Origin of the sequence: Arenicella xantha (assembly GCF_003315245.1) — a bacterium.
Classification (GTDB): domain Bacteria; phylum Pseudomonadota; class Gammaproteobacteria; order Arenicellales; family Arenicellaceae; genus Arenicella; species Arenicella xantha.
The window spans coordinates 1,284,124-1,301,839 of sequence record NZ_QNRT01000001.1 but is presented as its reverse complement, the minus strand read 5'-3'; the positions used below and the strand labels follow the sequence as shown (position 1 = coordinate 1,301,839).

At 48.5% G+C, this 17,716-nt stretch carries 14 protein-coding genes; 8 read left to right on the top strand and 6 right to left on the bottom strand.

The features are described from left to right. Positions 1-7: 7 nt before the first annotated feature. Together DFR28_RS05595 and DFR28_RS05590 are read left to right on the top strand one after the other, a co-directional pair. Positions 8-1,843 (top strand): PQQ-dependent sugar dehydrogenase, encoded by a 1,836-nt coding sequence (locus tag DFR28_RS05595; protein ID WP_113953279.1) that lies wholly within the window; start codon positions 8-10, stop codon positions 1,841-1,843. 127 nt (positions 1,844-1,970) lie between these two features. Continuing rightward, entirely contained in the window at positions 1,971-2,729 is a 759-nt protein-coding gene (locus DFR28_RS05590; RefSeq protein WP_113953278.1) for an SDR family NAD(P)-dependent oxidoreductase, read from the top strand. Positions 2,730-2,858: 129 nt separating this feature from the next. Here the strand turns inward: DFR28_RS05590 and DFR28_RS05585 are convergent, their stop codons facing one another. From DFR28_RS05585 to DFR28_RS05575, 3 genes are all read right to left on the bottom strand, one after another. Further along, positions 2,859-3,164 carry a hypothetical protein gene (locus DFR28_RS05585; protein WP_113953277.1) on the bottom strand — a complete coding sequence of 102 codons (306 nt, stop codon included), beginning with the start codon at positions 3,162-3,164 and terminating at the stop codon, positions 2,859-2,861. A 71-nt stretch (positions 3,165-3,235) separates the two neighbouring features. Further along, the gene (locus tag DFR28_RS05580; protein ID WP_113953276.1) at positions 3,236-3,814 is read right to left on the bottom strand and encodes a DUF934 domain-containing protein; all 579 of its coding nucleotides are present in this window, start codon (positions 3,812-3,814) and stop codon (positions 3,236-3,238) included. Then, entirely contained in the window at positions 3,814-5,472 is a 1,659-nt protein-coding gene (locus tag DFR28_RS05575; RefSeq protein ID WP_113953275.1) for a nitrite/sulfite reductase, read from the bottom strand. The genes DFR28_RS05580 and DFR28_RS05575 overlap by 1 nt, the downstream gene beginning before the upstream one ends. Before the next feature lie 229 nt (positions 5,473-5,701). Here DFR28_RS05575 and DFR28_RS05570 point away from each other — a divergent pair, with 229 nt between their 5' ends. Continuing rightward, positions 5,702-6,772: an MBL fold metallo-hydrolase gene (locus DFR28_RS05570; RefSeq protein WP_113953274.1), complete on the top strand. Its 1,071-nt coding sequence runs from the start codon at positions 5,702-5,704 to the stop codon at positions 6,770-6,772. On the opposite strand, the gene DFR28_RS05565 is transcribed toward DFR28_RS05570, so the two are convergent. Further along, positions 6,769-8,010: a tetratricopeptide repeat protein gene (locus tag DFR28_RS05565; RefSeq protein WP_113953273.1), complete on the bottom strand. Its 1,242-nt coding sequence runs from the start codon at positions 8,008-8,010 to the stop codon at positions 6,769-6,771. The two genes, DFR28_RS05570 and DFR28_RS05565, sit on opposite strands and share 4 nt — an antisense overlap. A 170-nt stretch (positions 8,011-8,180) precedes the next feature. On the opposite strand from DFR28_RS05565, the gene DFR28_RS05560 reads away from it, so the two are divergent. Beyond that, positions 8,181-8,633, top strand: coding sequence for a hypothetical protein (locus DFR28_RS05560; RefSeq protein WP_113953272.1), 453 nt, complete (start codon positions 8,181-8,183; stop codon positions 8,631-8,633). 123 nt (positions 8,634-8,756) lie between these two features. On the opposite strand, the gene DFR28_RS05555 is transcribed toward DFR28_RS05560, so the two are convergent. Further along, on the bottom strand, positions 8,757-12,278 hold the full coding sequence (locus DFR28_RS05555) for a S8 family serine peptidase (protein WP_113953271.1): 3,522 nt from the start codon (positions 12,276-12,278) through the stop codon (positions 8,757-8,759). A gap of 497 nt (positions 12,279-12,775) precedes the next feature. Between DFR28_RS05555 and DFR28_RS05550 the strand changes: the two genes are divergently transcribed. Next, positions 12,776-13,135, top strand: coding sequence for a VOC family protein (locus tag DFR28_RS05550; RefSeq protein ID WP_113953270.1), 360 nt, complete (start codon positions 12,776-12,778; stop codon positions 13,133-13,135). Positions 13,136-13,151: 16 nt separating this feature from the next. Here the strand turns inward: DFR28_RS05550 and DFR28_RS05545 are convergent, their stop codons facing one another. Continuing rightward, complete coding sequence (locus DFR28_RS05545; RefSeq protein WP_113953269.1) at positions 13,152-14,030, bottom strand: MipA/OmpV family protein; 879 nt, start codon at positions 14,028-14,030, stop codon at positions 13,152-13,154. Positions 14,031-14,163: 133 nt separating this feature from the next. Between DFR28_RS05545 and DFR28_RS05540 the strand changes: the two genes are divergently transcribed. From DFR28_RS05540 to DFR28_RS05530, 3 genes are read left to right on the top strand one after another with little or no spacing between them, the layout of a single operon-like run. Continuing rightward, positions 14,164-15,342: a beta-ketoacyl-ACP synthase gene (locus DFR28_RS05540; RefSeq protein WP_113953268.1), complete on the top strand. Its 1,179-nt coding sequence runs from the start codon at positions 14,164-14,166 to the stop codon at positions 15,340-15,342. Then, on the top strand, positions 15,339-16,142 hold the full coding sequence (locus DFR28_RS05535) for a beta-ketoacyl synthase chain length factor (RefSeq protein WP_113953267.1): 804 nt from the start codon (positions 15,339-15,341) through the stop codon (positions 16,140-16,142). The genes DFR28_RS05540 and DFR28_RS05535 overlap by 4 nt, the downstream gene beginning before the upstream one ends. 1 nt (position 16,143) lies before the next feature. Continuing rightward, entirely contained in the window at positions 16,144-17,715 is a 1,572-nt protein-coding gene (locus tag DFR28_RS05530) for an NAD(P)/FAD-dependent oxidoreductase (protein ID WP_113953266.1), read from the top strand. Position 17,716 lies beyond the last annotated feature (1 nt).

Below are 17,716 nucleotides of genomic sequence, written 5' to 3'. Positions count from 1 at the left end.
CCGTTAAATGGGTAGGTTTAAGCACATAATCAAGGGCTTTATAGCGCTCGGATTACTATTGGTATTGAGTGTACACAATGCCAGCGCGCGTGATGAATATTTAGGTTGGTGGGGCGACATGTACGGTGGTCAGTCGCAATCAAATGATGCTGTCTGTCAGATGTGTCACGAGCGCGGTGGCGGCGGTAATGGCTGGAATAGGTATGGTTGGCTAGTACGAGAACTATATGGGTTAAATAGTAATATTTCTAATCTCGAGCAGCGCCTAAAGACGAGCTTAGAAGATGTTGAAGATCTGTTAAGTGACCCAAATAATGGCGGCTCACCGACTTTTTTGCAGGAAATTAATGCCGGCGCGCAACCCGGGTGGCGTCAAGGCGCGGTTAATCTAATTCGCTTTAGAGGTGATGCTACACCAAGCAAAGTAATTAGCCCGCCCACAACGTTGCCGTGCGCTTTGTTGATTGATCAAGGTGATACTGAACGAACTTGCTCGACCGTCAACCCAATACCAACGGCTATTACTAAAGGAGGCCCGGAGCTGGGCTTGAAAACTGTTGCGAATGGTTTTACTGCGCCAGTTGCAGCGTTAACCGCGCCCGATGAGCCAGCTCACATGTATGTGGTCGAGCAAGGTGGTTCGGTTTGGCGTGTGGCGTTGGCGACCGGTGAGAAGCAATTGTTTTTAGACTTTAGTGCCGAGTTGGTTGCTGATTATGGTAGCCCAATTCCTGGTTTTCCAGGCTACGATGAGCGTGGACTATTAGGCTTTGCCTTTCATCCAGATTATGCCAATAACCGCAAAATCATTACTTACTATTCAGCTCCTTATGTAGCTGGAGCGGCACATTTTTCGACTATGCCGACAGGGCAAGCGGCTGACCACATGTCAGTGGTAACCGAGTGGCAAGTGTTAGGTCCAATGTCGGCGTCGCCACAATTAGATAACAAGCGCAGCATATTGATTGTCGACCAGCCGCAGTATAATCACAATGGCGGTATGCTCGAGTTTGGGCCACAAGGCTATCTATTTATAGCATTGGGCGACGGTGGTAACGCCAACGATGCCGGTGATGGTCATGTGTTAGACGGCAATGCTCGAGATTTTACTTCGCCATTAGGGGCAATACTTAGGATTGATATTGATGCTCCCGCGCCCGCCAATGGACGATATGGCATACCGATCGATAATCCGTTTGTAGGACAAACAGGCTTAGATGAAATCTATGTTTACGGTTTACGTAACCCATATCGATTTGCCGTTGAGCAAGGCACAGGCAATGCTTTTGATTTGTATATTGGTGATGTTGGGCAGGACGCCATTGAAGAGATAAACCGCGTGCCATCTGCGGCCGCCGGCGCTAACCTTGGATGGAACTACAAAGAGGGTAGCTTCTATTTTTCCGTAGTCGATGGCTTAACCTACGTAAGTGAAACGCCACCGAACGGTCAAACCCATCCCCCATTAATGGACCCTGTGGTCGAGTACGACCACGGTGAAGGTATATCTGTGATTGGCGGTCAGGTGTATCGAGGCTCGGCAATACCGCAGCTAAACGGTCATTATGTGTTTGGTGACTGGGGGCGCGGGTTTGGCACTCCTGATGGTCGCCTGTTCTATATTGATGCCAATGACACTATGCGTGAGCTAAGACTAAATCGGGCGCTGGGTATGCATGTTACCGGTTTTGGCGAAGGCCCAGACGGCGAGTTGTATGTGGTCGGTAGTCCAGACTTTGTGGTGTCGGCTAATACCGGTAGCTTGCAGAAATTAGAGCCAGTCGAATCGATGTGCTTTGCACTCAAGGCGCTTAATCAAGCGGTGGCGATGATTTGTCTTTAGGGCTTGCAGTGAGGCCGCTTTGATCATATAAACTTAGCAGCCGACATTGATCGTCGTCCCAATTTTGTTTGGAAGTCGATAATTTTCAGTGTCACGATTATGCTTTACCGAATGGTCTGGAGTCACAATGAAATCTAAAACTGCACTTATCACTGGCGCCTCTGTTGGCATTGGACGTGCCACTGCCCTGATACTTGCTGAGCAAGGGTATCAACTGATCTTGCTAGCGCGACGACTCGATAAGTTGCAAGAGTTACAGAATGAATTGTCGGTAGCATCACATTTGATAGCCTGCGATATAAATGATCACGAGGCGTTAGACCAAGCATTACAAAATTTACCGCAAGCCTTTAAAGATATAGATGTGCTCGTGAATAACGCGGGGTTGGCACTTGGCTTGAATCCGGCTGATACTGCTGATTGGAGTGATTGGCAGACCATGATTCAAACGAACTGTGTGTCATTGGCCTACTTAACGCACCAAGTGTTACCGGCGATGGTCGCGCGCAACACCGGACATGTCATCAATTTGGGATCAATTGCCGGAAACTATGCTTACCGCGGTGGCAATGCGTATGGCGCAACCAAGGCATTTGTGGCGCAGTTCTCTAAAAATTTGCGAGCTGATTTGTTAGGTAAGCAAATTCGGGTGACTAATCTGGTGCCCGGCATTATCGGCAATACGGAGTTCTCCTTGGTACGTTTTCACGGTGATAAGGACTCTGCTAATGCGGTTTACCAAGATTGTCAGGCCCTAACGCCGGAAGATATCGCCGAGACAATCCGCTGGGTTGTTAGCTTACCTGAGCACGTGAACATTAATGAAATTGAGTTGATGCCGACATGTCAGGCTTCTGGCGGCTTGGCTGTAAGCAAGTCGAATTAAAACTGGTTTAGTCTATTTGGTTTTATTTGACTTGATTACCAAATAGACAATGTAGACCGGTAACGCAAACACGAATACAACGATTCCGATTTTAAGTAATAAGTTTGGATCCATGCTTACCGGTGCCTGCTACAAAGCTACTTTTGACGTGGAGCCAATGCCTTGTTCAGCCATGAATTTCTTAAATTTGAAATAAATATCAAATACTTCGACATGACCAGCAGCATCCTCGACTAGAAAAAACGGCGCGCGTGCGACTTCATATTTCTTCGCGAGTCGTGCGCCTTCGGAATCATTATCACGTTCATCAGCGATCGCAATATGGTTGATCGAGTCGATTAAACCTTCGGATTCTAGCCGGTCAGAGACTTCTAAGCATTTCTTGCAAAGCTCGCCGTTGGCTAATATTTTTTTAACAAACGTAATATGTGTCATGACTAATATGTGCAGGCGCTTAGATTGACTTTCAAGTCTTCAGTTAAGTTAAATTTAGTAGCAACTATTTATCAGTGAATGGCGCGACGTCGTGAAAAAATTAAGCGTGACTGGTCCGCAGACGGTTGATAAACCTCACTGAACTCTGAAAATGCTCGTAAAGCGGTAGAGAGGTTCTCGCTCTCTGGTAATTCAAATGCATTACAACCAACCCGAGTCAAGAAGCCCAGCTGATCAAATTTAACATCGCCGATAGCGCGTATCTCACCAGTATAGTTATAGCGTTTGCGTAAGGTCGATGCGTGCGTGTAGGAGCGACCATCAACGTGGCTAACAAACGGCAGCACGATCATGCTGATATCCGCTAAGTCATCGATCAAGTCGGCTGGATCTTCGTCGGCAGCAATCTGCACCGCGAGTACTCCTGAGCGGCGTTTTAGATCGTCTTTATTCTCAAGCCAAAGGTTGAGTGGAACGCTAATATTGCCCTCGGGTAAGTCACCTATCGTTAACTCCTCGGTTTCAGCAATATGCAGTAAATCGTTATCGACAATGGCATGATCGAGTATCGCCTGAGCGGTTTGAATGTTTTCTTGTATTCGATCTGGCGTAGCCTTCGGGCGTGCTTTAATACTGCGATTTGCTACCATTACGCTTCCTCCGCGTAGACTCTGTCTTTGAACGGATCGACCCCGACGCGACGGAAGGTATCAAGCAAGCGTTCTCCTTCGTCACGTTGCTCGCGATACACGCTCAATATATCGTCAATTGCATCGCTGACTTTATCCTTAGCAATCGCTGGGCCTAAGCGAGCGCCCAACGCAGCTTGATTTGACGCATCGCCGCCTACCGTGAGCTGATACCACTCTTCGCCTTTTTTGTCGACGCCAAGAATACCAATATGTCCAACATGATGATGACCGCAAGCGTTCATGCAACCAGACATCTTGAGTTTTACTTCGCCAATATCATAGAGCGCTTGGAAGTCGTTGAACTTCTCATTAATTTGCTTGGCAATAGAGATTGAGCTAGCGTTTGCAAGTGAGCAAAAGTCTAGCCCAGGACAACAAATCATATCGTTAACCGAACCGATATTTGGTGTGGCCAATCTCACTGCGTCTAGTGCCTTCCATATATCGAGTAGTTGGCGTTCTTCGACGTCGGCCAATACTAGGTTTTGTTCGTGTGTTACGCGAATTTCGCCAAAGCTGAATTGCTCGGCGATATCAGCTAATGCGTCCATTTGCGCATCAGTGGCATCACCTGGTGCGACGCCGTGTTCTTTCAACGAGACATTAACAATGCGATAGCCAGCTTGCCGATGTGCGGCAGTATTGTTGTCGTACCATGCTTTGAAACGGCTGTCTAACTGACGCCATTTTTCAACTCGCGTATCACCGTCATCGAGTTCAACATAATTCGGTGGCGGGAAAAATCCCTGCATGGTTTCGAAGTCGGTGTCGTGTAGTTTTAGTTCACCATCTTTAAAATGCGCCCAATCGGCCTCTACTTGATCGCGGAATTCATCAATACCTAGCGCGTTAACCAAAATTTTGATGCGTGCTTTGAACTTGTTGTCGCGACGACCGTGTAAATTATAAACACGCAGAACGGCTTCGCAGTACGAAAGGATATCCGCGCGGGGCAGAAATTCTTTAATGACTTTGCCAATCACCGGCGTTCGACCTAAGCCGCCACCTACATACACGCGAAAACCAATGCCTTGGGTCGCATGCTCGACCACTTCTAGACCAATATCATGAAACTGCACAGCCGCGCGGTCGGTGGTCGCGCCAGTCACGGCGATCTTGAATTTGCGGGGCAACCAGTAGAATTCTGGGTGTAACGTCGACCACTGCCGAATAATCTCACAATAAGGACGAGGATCGATGATTTCATCGGTCGCGACGCCGGCGTAATGATCAGATGAAATATTGCGGATGCAGTTGCCGCTAGTCTGTATCGAGTGCATTTCGACTTTCGACAAATCTTCCAAAATGTCTGGCACGTCGGCCAGCGCAGGCCAGTTAAATTGAATATTTTGCCGTGTAGTAAAATGCCCGTAGCCGCGGTCATATTTGCGCGCTACATGTGCCAAGGTGCGCATTTGTTGGGCACTTAGCAATCCATATGGAATAGAGACACGCAACATGTGAGCGTGAATCTGCATATACAAGCCATTGCGCAATCGCAGTGGTTGTAAGTCAGACGCGCTTAACTCGCCCGCTAGGTGACGCTTAACCTGGTCGCGAAATTGCTCAACGCGTTCCGCAACAATGGTTTTGTCAATGGAGTCGTACTGATACATAAAATAAACCTGACGGCCTTAATCAAATTTGGGTAATCGAAATCGCCCCTGTGACTCGCGACTATAGCGCCGCAGTCTTAGAAAAAAAAGTAATAAGCATTTATATTTATATAAGAAAATCGTACTAATCGAGCGATAGAAAATGCCGATTTTTCGAGCGCGAGTGTCACAGACCGACTAAGAATGTGTCCTTATACTGAACAACAGCACTAATTATCAGGCCGTTATTTTGACACACAATTCGCGAAATACTAGACCGACAGAGCCATTAGACTACCCTTTTAAGCGTGGTTGGAGCCCTGAGCCGGGCGTTCCATTTGAGGTTGCTGATGGCGTGTTTTGGTTGCGCATGCCGCTGCCAATTGCGCTCGACCATATCAATCTTTGGTTGCTAAAGGAGCATGATGGTTGGACCATAGTTGATTCGGGTTACGATTCAGATTTGTGTAAATCGGTTTGGGATCAAGTGTTTGATACTATGCTTGCGCCCAATGATGTAAAACGGGTTATTGTCACGCACTTTCATCCGGATCATATCGGTTTAGCAGCTTGGTTAGCGGCACGTTGTGACTGTCCAATTTTGATCTCTAAGGGTGAATTCGAGCTCTACCATAGTATTCATACCCGCGACCAAAGTCAGGTGGCAAGTATGGTCAACGATTACCTTCAAGAGCTGGGCTACGAGCAAGATGTGGTTGAACGGTTTTTACCATTCTTTCTAAGTGAGGAGAAACCCAAGAGCGACCGTGTTCAGCCAGAACAGTGTGTTTTTATTCAAGAGGCCGATGCCGTACTTATTCGAGATCGGAGCTGGCAAGTAGTGACTGGGAATGGGCATTCACCAGAACACTCTTGTCTTTACTGTGCAGAGCTAGGTGTCATGATTTCGGGCGACCAGGCTATACCGCGAATTTCATCTAACGTGAGTGTTTACCCAGCGAATCGCCATGCGGACCCCCTTGGTGATTGGATTACTTCCTGTGAAAAACTGCGAGACTCAATTCCCAACGACACCTTGATATTGCCGTCTCATCAGGAACCATTTTATGGCATAGCTCAGCGCATGCAGCACCTGATTGACGATCATCATGAACAGTTGAATGAGTTAAGGCTAGCGGTGCAAGCGCCTATTTCGGCGATTCAAGCACGGTCTGTGCTGTTTAATCGTAAACTTAGCCAGGTTGACACACTGTTGGCTACCGGTGAAACCTTAGCGCATTTAAACTTCTTGCTACATCGCAATGAAATAGCGATGCAGCTGAACCAGCAAGGCGTGGCACTGTACGCGGAAAGACATTAAAACAGCTCCCTAAGCTTCCTTTGCAGCAGCATAGCGTCGGCGTTTTTATTAGCTCGTGAAGCTTGGTTATTGGCCGCTTGCTGTTTTGCTCGAGCGATCACCAAATCAACTTTACTAGCATAGCGACCACGTTCTGCGGCTGATTGTGAGATGTTGTGTGCGGTTTCTAGGTTCTTTATGGCTGTTACGTAGTCATTTTCGACTTGATGGATTCGGCTACTCAACTCATAAAATTGTGGATCTCGATCATACAGTTTGATCGCGCGCTTGATGGCTCTTTTGGCGTCGGCAAAGTGCTTTGACTTAAATGCTGTCTGTGCTTTATGAAAGTGCAAATAGGGGTTCTTTTGGCGTGCGCGATGTGCCAGTTTTTTATATCGATCAGCGAGCAATGCACGCCCTTGTGAGCGATACAAACGCTCCAAATTACTTGCTGCTAAGCTATCTTTATCGTTTAATTTTTGGGCATGTAGATAGCTTTTCTCTGCTAAATAGTCATTGCCGGAGCGACGATATCCGGCGGCTAAATTAATCCACATATCAGAATTCTCTTGGCTCAGTGAAACGGCTAGTTTCAAATAATGCTGAGCTACTTGGTAGTCTTCGGCAAGCATTCGTTGGATGCCGATATTGCTAAACAAGAGTGCTGCGGCTTCGCGTTTAGAAATATAGCGCTGAGGGTAGCCTGGGCCGTATTCTTCAAGTGCTAAGTCAAATACTTGGGTATAACGATCAGACTTATGGATGGCGTTTACATGGCGATAGAAAACCAGGCCACTTTCTTGGTTTTCGCCCCACATATTGGGCAGGTCGACTTCATTTATCTTTAAGTCTATATCTAACTCATGAGCTAGTTGAACGAGCAATAATGTAAAGCTTAAACAATTACCACGATTTCTATAAAATGTTTCGATTGGGCGAAAATTAGCGTTCACGTCGTAATCCATTTTTTTGCCTTGTTCGTCGACCAACCACATTGCCATTTTGCGAACTGCACGTGAGCCCGGTAGGTGGCCAAACCGTTTGACGACGGTGGCGCGCATTTCTGGTGTCACTTGGTAGAGGCGCTCGATCGAGTCCTGATGATCGGCACCAAGGGTAAATTGGTAATTTATTACGTCCTGCATCCAGGCTTGCTGTGGCTGAGCCTTAGGTATGCTCGTACAGCCGGACACTATTAACAGGCTAGCTATAGAGCCTAGCAGCCCAAGGGATTTCAACGTTTGTCGACCTAACATCATTGATTACCTCGTTGTTGTTTCATTACCAAATATAGGCAAAAATTACTAAAACATCTCTTTTTTCGCGCCGAAAGTTACAATGATGATATCGGATTATCGAATTACCGTTTGCCAATTTTGGCAAGTGGATGAGAGCGAGATAACCTAATCTAATGAGGTAAGTAGGTATGAAATGTATCATCATAGCAAGCTTGGCCGTTTCTCAGTTCTGCCTAAACGCGATGGCGGCAGAGAGCGTGGCTCCAAAATTTACGGTGAAAGGGAAGCAACTCGAACCGACCCCATTGCACGTCGACGCGGATCAAAAATCTACTATGAAGGAAAAAATGAAGCAGCAACAGCAAGTCGATTTCGCACGAGCTGAGCTGGCTGAGCGTCTCGGGGTTGAACTCGAGCAAGTTTCAGTAACTCAGGCTACCGCAGTCACTTGGCGGTCTGGTGCCTTGGGTTGTCCTGCTGAGGGGCGCGTTTATACTCAAGCATTGGTGCCCGGCGTACGAATCATATTGTCGGCGCAGGGCGAATCATATAGCTATCATGCTAGCCAATTTGGTCGACCATTTTCCTGCTCTGAGGAACGCGCTGAATCGCCAGCCGAGGGCGCAAGTGGGCGTTTTTAAAGCACCTTGACAGTGCTTAACAGCTGATCAACCATAAAAAAGGGAGCAGAGATTGCTCTCTACTCCCTTTAACCTGAAGTCACTAGCTAAGTAAGCCTAATGTTCAGCGTGTGCATCACATTGCTAGCGGTGACGGTGACTACATTCAGTGACTGCTATAGCTTGTTCACTGGTGTCCCCACTGCTCAAGTTAGCTTGGTTTATCAGCAGCTTGCCATGGCGACGGCTGTTACGACACTTTGCTTCAACTTGGAAGCTCAGTGTGGCTGATCCGCCTGGAACCGAGGATATTAACAGCTCATCTCCTGCGGCTGGCATAGTGCCGACACCATCAAAGAAGTAGTTGGTACCGGTAGTACCTGCTGCATCTTCAGCGCCAACAGTCGCAAAATCGATAGGACTTCCGATTGGACCGTAAACGTAATGGATGTCACCTTCAACCGCTGAATTATCAACGCCCATCCACACTTGCATACTGACGGTTGGAACGCCTGGACCAGGGGTTGCTGACCAGATTGGAACATTTGACCATTCAACGACATGCCAAACAAATCCTGGACCAGCATTTAGTGTCGCAAAATACATTTCTCCACCAGCGCTTAAATTTAAGTCAGTCCAAAACGGTGCAAGAATGTTATTCGGCTCAACGCCATCGGGTAACTCAGTGTTAATGTAGTTGGAAAAATCTAGGCTGGCTGATCCCGCTTCAACGGTACCGTTTACTGAAATAAGAATTTCAGTGTTGCTTTGTCCATTATATGAATAAGGATCAAGTTCGGTAAAATAGAACCCACCTTCATCACAAGACCCGTTACAGTCACCGGTTAACGGTGTGATACCAAGATTACTAAGTGGTAAAAAGCCGAATGGCGACGATGTTGGCGTGTTGACAATTTGCAGTGCGCCAGGTTCTAACTCACCAGTCCAAGTGACTGTTTTGTTGCGTGAATTATAGCTTAACGGTGTGGTGGTAGAACCCGCCACTATCACTTCATTTTCAGAACCACGAACGAATTTAGTACCTTTAGGAAGCTTATCCGCTACGGTGATTTCGTCAATAAGTTGACCATTTTGTACCGTTATCTCATAGGTTAGAATATCACCGCGAGAAGCTGTCGCTGAATCAACTGTTTTATTAAACAGCGCAGCGTCGGTGCTTTTCGATGCGTTGACAGCCATAGGCATACTTAAATCCGGCCCACTCTTTCGATGTCGGTTTCCACCACGACGGTCATGCCCGTAGCCATGCCCTGATCGTGCGCTTTTGGATTCCAATTCAATTACGCCGAACTGCCAGCCGATATCAGAAGTGTAGTTTTCCGCTGTTACGGTGATCGTTCCACTTTGGCCTGGGGCAAGCTTCAAGTTGTAATCTCGACTACGCGATCTTGGTGTAATCGATACGTCTGCATCAAAGCCTTCACCGGTTGCGGTTACGTTCCAGTAACCTGTGCGGTCAAGCGCATTGGTCACGGTTCGCGTCCATGAACAAGTACCGACGCAATTGCCATCCATTACGCTGGCCAAGTTCAAGGTTTTGGGGTCACCACCTAAGGCTGGGTTAGCCGCTTCAAAATTGGCAATAGTCTCACTCATAATAAGGCCGGAAAGATCGGCTTCACCAAGTTGAATACGTCCGGCACCAAGATCAAAGGGGTCAGTTGGCGTTACACCATCTTCTTTGTAGGTGTTTTCGGTTTTAGCGGTCAGCATCAGCGCTGACTTAATCTCAATAGGCGTCCAATCTGGGCGTGCCGCAGTCAGTAGTGCACCAGCACCAGCGTTGTGTGGGCTCGACATTGATGTGCCACTGAGGAAGCCGTATTCCGGTGGCGAGTCGCTATTGCTAAGTGCTGCCAAAATGGAGACACCGGGTGCGGTGACATCAGGCTTTAAAACACTAAAAGCATTGTTCGGTCCACGAGAACTAAATCCGCCCATAACATCACCATTGACGTCTGCATAAGACACCGAAAAGTCCGCTATCGACCCCATTGGATTGTTGTCCTTATTGTCAGCTAACCATGTCGCTAACGTAGCGCCATCGGCTGCTGAAATATGAACAGCTGGTAGTGCATGAGGGTCAGCCACAAGTCCAGCGCCGTTATCCATTAAGATATAGCCACCAGCTCCGCCAAATAGCACGTTTTGACCTTTCTCGACTCGGCCATAAGCACCACGGGTACAAGCGACGATTTCGCCGTTAAAAGTGCCGGGAGGAAATGGCGAGGTGTTGCCTTCACCAGATTCACCGATACCGCACAGTGTTGCGCCAGGGAACTGGTCTTCATAATCAGCTGAATTAACGATCGGCGCGGGTCCATAGCCAGAAGTAAAGCTAGCTCCGTCGATATTTGCTAAACCGCCACCAGAGCTTGTAAGCCCAGTAAGTGAGCTATCTAGACTACGATCATGAGTTGATGCGGCAGTGGTCGAAACCCATGGGCCTAAATGCGCGACAGTGCCGGCTGTAGGACCTGAGTTGCCGCCAGATGCTGATACATAGATACCGGCTTCTACGGCAGCAAGAAAGCCGAGTTCGACCGCATCATTGTAAGGATCAGTACCGCCGGAGATAGAGTAATTTAATGCCGCGATTCCGTTTGGAAGGTTGCCGGCATCGATAATTACTTGGTTGATGGCAGCCACTAGTGCGGAACCAGGGCAAGTCCGTTGACATACGTCATACGCGATAATATTCGCATGTGGCGCCACGCCCGAAACATTGGCTTGAATGATGGTAGTAGGAGCTTCAGCGGTCGCACCTACAATTACGTTACCCGCGGTGGTTGATGCCGTGTGACTACCGTGGCCGTCATCATCTTCGGGTATTGTTCCGTCAAGGTCAATGAAGTCCCAAGCACCGATCAGTTTATCATTACAGAATGCTGGGTCGACGGTGTCGCAGTAACTGCCTGGCAAATAGTTTCCACTTCCAAGCGGGTTCTCGTGGTTATAGCCGTCGCCACCAACATCAGCGAAAGATGGGTGGTCGCTGTTGATCCCAGAGTCAAGAATGGCGACAACCATGCCTTCACCTTGACTAGAGCGGCTACCGTTGTTCCACAGTTTTGGCGCATCGATCCACTGCGGACCGGTATCGGTAAGTGTGTACTCTAAGCGCTCACGTTGAACACTTTTTACGCCGGGCATCTTAGCCAGAGCTTGAGCTTCAGAATCTGACAAATCAACGGCAAAGCCGTTAATAGCGTGCTGATACTCAAACTTTGGTGTTAATGGTCGGCCTAGTTGGCTGGATGCGTTGGCAAGTGCCGTAGACTGTGTTTTACGTAGATGGTTGGTGTACTGCCGCGCCGCTGGGGACTTGGTTTGTAGCTTACTGCTATTCGTTGCTTTGGCGCTGGTTGCCGCGAAACCTTGTATTCCGCCATCGTAGCTTGCAACCGAAGGCTCGGATAGCTGCACAATATAGGTATTGCCCGGCATGTTGTGGGGAATCAAGACGCTTTGAGTTGGCTGCTTATCGGCAACGGTTAGGTTTTGTGCACTAGCTGTTGTCATACCAGACACAGCAATCAAAACGCTGCTAAGCGTACAGATAGCTAACTTTCGAGCCTTTGGTAGGCGAGAAGTCTGGGTAGAGTCAGGTGCGGTAAGCATCGATTTAGAAAATCGTGTTTTCATGCTTGTAAATCTCCTGTGGTGGGTAAAAACAAATGTCTATAAACATCCGTATTAGGGGGGATGCTCATAAGACGCAAACAGTGAGGATGAAGGAACGGTCATAGCCTCGGCGTAAAGCCAAGCAATTAGACAGTTGGGACGACAGCGTTGTCAGAGAAATACAGGCGATTTCAGCAGAGGGGTCTGACCATGTTCTGTGGATATGTGTGGCGTATGCACACACAACCAAGATGGCTCAAACTACGAGCGTAGAGGTTAAACCGATCGCTCACACGCTCGTGGTAAGCGTATGCACGTCTATATTTCCCTACCCAATTTTCTGCCCACAAAACCTAACGACTGTGGCTTTGGGGCTATTGGTGTTCGTTCAAGAACAAATTCACATGTGAGCATCTTACGGCGAGATTACCAGCGCGGCAAGCTTTTGCAGACAATTGATTGGTTGTGAGATTAGAATAGGTCAAGCGGGTTGGGGAAAATCTAAAAAGGTTACTGTTATGAGTCAGCACGAAAAAATTAATTATCTCGAGTACGCGGCCTTTGACTTGGCAGCCACTAAGGCCTTTTTTGAAAAAGTCTTTGGATGGCGTTTTACTGATTATGGGCCTGAATACACCGCGTTCGATAATCAAGGTGTCGAAGGTGGGTTTTATCACGCGCAACTTGCAAGCTTGACTGAGCATGGTGGTGCGCTCACGGTATTCTATAGTGACGACTTAGAAAGTACCTTGGCCAAGGTGGCCGCTAATGGTGGCATTATCAATAAGCCCATTTTCGACTTCCCGGGTGGCCGTCGGTTCCATTTTATTGAACCGAGTGGCAATGAGTTTGCGGTGTGGGGTGTTGCAAAAGAATAACCAGCGGTTTTGGGTGTTAGTGTCTCTTGTTACGCGTAATCATTTGCTTCGATCTAAATAAAAATCGGCTGTAGATTATGCCTACCGACAAGCCATCATTTGTTTCGACTAGTGGCGAGTCTTCAAATGACGCTCCACTGATATTTTCATAGCGTAAAAACCAGACCCACAGGCGATCTGCATTTTTCGAGCGGAGGGTCATCAATAGGCGCGAGCCAGAGTAACCGCTGTCGGCTTCAAACGCTGGCCTTGCTTCGGTGGCAAACTCCTCTTCAACACCGTAATACACATTCTGATACTCGCGAGTACCAAATTGTGGGCCTAAGGCTATGCCTGCACGCCACGGTTTTTGTTTCCACTCGAAGTCGCGAAAGTACGTCACATTGGGAGCAAACGTGAAGCCAGATTCATCGATACCGTTTTCACCGACGCCAAAATTGGCGCGTACCGGTAAATTTACTAACCAACGGTCGTGGTCAGTCTCTGCTATCTTTAACTCTAAAGATGGGCCGATTTGTAAGCGACTGTCGATGTCAGGCATACCGGCTCTTAGGTCAACATCTCCGCTGTCGATGGCTAAATTAAAATCGAGGCTCATTTCTAAACGGGCACGATCATTATTTAGCAGCAGTGCGCGGACTCCTTCTTCATCCGATTTGAAAATGTGGCCGCGGTATATCGGCACGGGCACCGGAAACGCAAAACTGCGAGTTTGTTTGGTTCCGACATAGTAGGGCTGGTGGAGACCGCCCAAACCTAAGCCCAATTCCCATAATGGCAGTTCTTTTGCTTGCAGAGCGCTGCAAGCAAACAATGCGCTTAGACCGATTGGTAATCCTAGTAATACAGTGGCGCGATGGGTACGGCTACGCTTGAATAAGGTTAAGAGCTTCATATTTATTACGTTTCCCAGTTAATCGACCGCTTGGTTCGGTACAAGGAGTCTAACTTTGATAGAATCCGAAAGCCATCGCCGATGATGGCGCTACCCTTAATTTACTGTGGCTGAGAGCACGCGGCTTACCTTTATGGACATACGTTTATTAGATTATCAATCTACCTCAGCCGCCGGCGTAAATGTGGCGGAACTGCGGCAGTCAATTGACGCCCAGCGATCTGGGCTACGCAAAAACGATTTGCCTAATTCTGATTTGAATACCTGGGTCGGCCGGGTCGCAGGAATCGAAGCCTGTGAGCAAACGCTGGGCGAATGGCAAAGTCGCAATAACGCGTTGGCTGCGTTGGGTTATCAGCAAGGTGACTTACGCGTCAATATTGATAAGCTGAAGCAACAATATCAACCGTCTCGCCTTGGTATTGTGATGGGGTCGAGTACCTCGAGTATCGATCGTACTGAGTCGGCTTATCGAGAGTTGCAAGATGATGAATTGAGTCCACCATTTCGCCAAGCTCGGGTACATAACCCTCATGCACCGAGTTTGTATGTGGCACATATGACCGGAATTACTGGGCCAGCGATGACGATCAACACGGCGTGTTCGTCTAGCGCTAAAGTGTTTGCCACAGGTGCTCGGTGGTTGGAGTTGGGGGTTGTTGATGCGGTGTTGGTTGGCGGAGTCGACACCCTGTGTTTAAGCGTGTTGCATGGCTTTGATTCCTTACAGCTGATCTCCGAAAACCAGTGCATGCCGCTGGATCAGCATCGTGATGGCATTAATCTGGGCGAAGCGTCTGGTTACGCCATTTTGGTGCGTGCTGACGAAGGCCATGCTGACACCGGCATTCGGCTTGTCGGATACGGCGAAAGTTCCGATGCTCATCACATGTCGCATCCGCATCCCGACGGGCTCGGCGCCGAACTCGCGATGCAACAAGCGTTGGCGATGGCCGACCTGCAAGCAGAGCAAATCGATTATATAAATTTGCATGGCACCTCGAGTCGCGCTAACGATTTGATTGAGGGCCAATTGATTGCCAAACTATTTCCCACAACAACTCAGGTTTCATCGACTAAAGCGTGGATGGGGCATACTCTCGGGGCGGCAGGAATTACCGAAGCCTTGATCGCAGTGGATGCCTTGCAACGCGGTGTCATTCCGGGTTCATTGAACTTAACGGAGTTGGACCAGCAATTGAGTCTTTCGGTACAAGCCGACAATATTGTAAGAGAGTTAAGTTATGTGCTATCGAACTCATTTGGGTTCGGTGGTAATAATTGTTGCTTGGTATTTGGGAGAGTCGCATGAAGCCAATTTCGTTTTCAGTATTAGGGGTCGGTGCGTGGGGGCTCAATGCCCGTAATTGGGAAGATTTGCGTACCTTGTTGGTTGGTGGTGAGCTGGCCGATGATGGGTCAAAGGGGCCCAAACCTGCGGTGATTCCGGCCAACGAACGTCGCCGTGCACCGTTACCCGTTCGTTTGGCGGTGGAAGCCTCAAGTCAGGCTTGTGATGCGGCAGATGTTGATCCGGCTGAGGTGGCGTGTGTGTTCGTGTCCGGGCTTGGTGACACCGCGCTGACTGACTACATGTGCAAAGTACTGGCGAGTGATAACAAAGCGCTCTCGCCAACCAAATTTCACAACTCGGTACATAATGCGGCGGCCGGTTATTGGACGATAAGCACTGGCTGCATGCAAGCAGCTAACTCCGTAGCGGGTTTTAACGAATCGGTGTCTTTAACCCTGTTGGAGGCACTAACTCAGGCTGAGGTTGAGCAGCGTGCATTGCTGCTTACCTTCTACGATGCACCAGCATCCGCGGTGTTAAAACCGTTGTTAAAGAATGATACTTCGTTCGCTACCTCGATCGTAATTGCGCCTACGGCGATTGCCGATCCGAGTGCGAGTCGGTTTAGTGCATCGGTGTCGCAAGCATCTGTTGATTGGCCAGCTGGCAATTGGCGGGGCGAGTTGCAAGCGTGCTATGAAACCAATCCGGTGGCCCGAATCTTGCCATTCCTACAGTTATTGATGAGCGGCGAGCATGACACCTTAGCAATGCCGCTCAGCGGTCAAACTGCGTTGCGCGTCGAGAAGCTTAGCTAGTATGAGTGTTATCCATAAAGACGTGATCATCGCAGGTGGCGGACTTGCTGGCTTAACACTTGCCCGTCAGTTAAAGCAGACTAAGCCAGAGTTGGATATCTTGGTGGTTGAGCGCAACCAATTTCCGGTGCCAGAGAAAACCGCCAAAGTCGGTGAATCGACGGTCGAGATTGGCTCGCGCTATCTTACCTATACCCTTGGTCTGCGTGAGCATTTCAGTGAGCGGCATTTACGTAAACACGGGCTACGTTGTTTTTTCGGAACGCCACAATCTGACTTTGCGCAACAAGATGAATTAGGCGTTAGCGAGTTGTTCGGTATTCCAACCTATCAAATTGATCGTGGTGCAATCGAGAATTACTTACACACGTCGGTGTCCGCTGATGGTGTGGAAGTATTAGACGGCGTTACAACGAAACATCTTGATGTGTCTGGCGAACTCAAACAGTTAACCGTGACTAACGGTGCGCGTGAGCAACGTTTCTCAAGTCGATGGTTGATTGACGCTGCGGGTCGACAAGCCCTGATAAAAAACCAACTGGGCTTGCAACAGGACAGCGGACACAAAGGCAATGCGCTGTGGTTTCGTATCGATAAACAGGTCAAATTGGATGATTGGTCGAGCGATGCTGATTGGCGAGCCAGAATTAAGCAGGCGGGCACGCGCTGGTTAAGTACCAATCATTTAATGGGGCCCGGCTATTGGATTTGGGTTATTCCACTCGATAATGGCGCGACTAGTTTTGGCATGGTAATGGACGATCAGGCACTCGCTGCCGGTGATTTTAGTTGTTTTGAAGCCACCTTCGCGTGGTTGCAACAGCACCATCCACAGTGTGCTGCATCAATTGAAGGCGCGCGCATCTTGGACTACGTAGTGATTAATGATTACTCACACGGTTGCCAACAAATGTTCTCGGATCTAGGTTGGGGCGTCACCGGTGAATCTGGTGTGTTTGCCGACCCGTTTTATTCGCCCGGCAGTGATTTTATTGCGTTCAACAATACATTTATTAGTGAACTAGTTGGTGACTCGTTTAGTGGGCACGATATTCGACTTAAGAGTCGCGTATTTGAGTCGATGAATCAGTCCTTTTTTGCCAGCACCTTGTCACTATATAACGGTGAGTATGGTGGCTTTGGTGATCGTCGAATGATGTCGCTTAAGTTGGTTTGGGACTATGCGTATTATTGGGGCGTGCTGAGTCTATTGTTCTTTCGAAATGCGGTTACTGACGTAACTTTGATGCGTAGCTTAAATCCCAATCTACGCGAGGCTCAAGCATTAAACGAGCGCGTGCAAGGCGAGTTTCGACAGCGCGCCAAACAGCGAATTGTGTTGCCAGCGCAAGGTCTTTTTATGAATCAATTTGAGGTTCCTTGCCTAAAACAGTTTAGCCGTGTATTGGAAGATGATAGCTTAGATGTAAGCCACAGCTTGGCTAATAATGTGGCGCTGCTGCAGCGCTTGGCTGCGCATACCATTGATATGCTCGGGGCCAATCCGAGCCAACAAATAAGTGACGATGAGTGCGCTGTGTTAGGCGACTACCGACGTAGTGTGTTGGCTTAAG

Excerpts from the sequence above, each read along its gene's own strand:
- DFR28_RS05595 (WP_113953279.1), top strand. The coding sequence starts at position 8 with ATGGGTAGGTTTAAGCACATAATCAAGGGCTTTATAGCGCTCGGATTA.
- DFR28_RS05590 (WP_113953278.1), top strand. The coding sequence starts at position 1,971 with ATGAAATCTAAAACTGCACTTATCACTGGCGCCTCTGTTGGCATTGGA.
- DFR28_RS05585 (WP_113953277.1), bottom strand. The coding sequence starts at position 3,164 with ATGACACATATTACGTTTGTTAAAAAAATATTAGCCAACGGCGAGCTT.
- DFR28_RS05580 (WP_113953276.1), bottom strand. The coding sequence starts at position 3,814 with ATGGTAGCAAATCGCAGTATTAAAGCACGCCCGAAGGCTACGCCAGAT.
- DFR28_RS05575 (WP_113953275.1), bottom strand. The coding sequence starts at position 5,472 with ATGTATCAGTACGACTCCATTGACAAAACCATTGTTGCGGAACGCGTT.
- DFR28_RS05565 (WP_113953273.1), bottom strand. The coding sequence starts at position 8,010 with ATGTTAGGTCGACAAACGTTGAAATCCCTTGGGCTGCTAGGCTCTATA.
- DFR28_RS05560 (WP_113953272.1), top strand. The coding sequence starts at position 8,181 with ATGAAATGTATCATCATAGCAAGCTTGGCCGTTTCTCAGTTCTGCCTA.
- DFR28_RS05555 (WP_113953271.1), bottom strand. The coding sequence starts at position 12,278 with ATGAAAACACGATTTTCTAAATCGATGCTTACCGCACCTGACTCTACC.
- DFR28_RS05550 (WP_113953270.1), top strand. The coding sequence starts at position 12,776 with ATGAGTCAGCACGAAAAAATTAATTATCTCGAGTACGCGGCCTTTGAC.
- DFR28_RS05545 (WP_113953269.1), bottom strand. The coding sequence starts at position 14,030 with ATGAAGCTCTTAACCTTATTCAAGCGTAGCCGTACCCATCGCGCCACT.
- DFR28_RS05540 (WP_113953268.1), top strand. The coding sequence starts at position 14,164 with ATGGACATACGTTTATTAGATTATCAATCTACCTCAGCCGCCGGCGTA.
- DFR28_RS05535 (WP_113953267.1), top strand. The coding sequence starts at position 15,339 with ATGAAGCCAATTTCGTTTTCAGTATTAGGGGTCGGTGCGTGGGGGCTC.
- DFR28_RS05530 (WP_113953266.1), top strand. The coding sequence starts at position 16,144 with ATGAGTGTTATCCATAAAGACGTGATCATCGCAGGTGGCGGACTTGCT.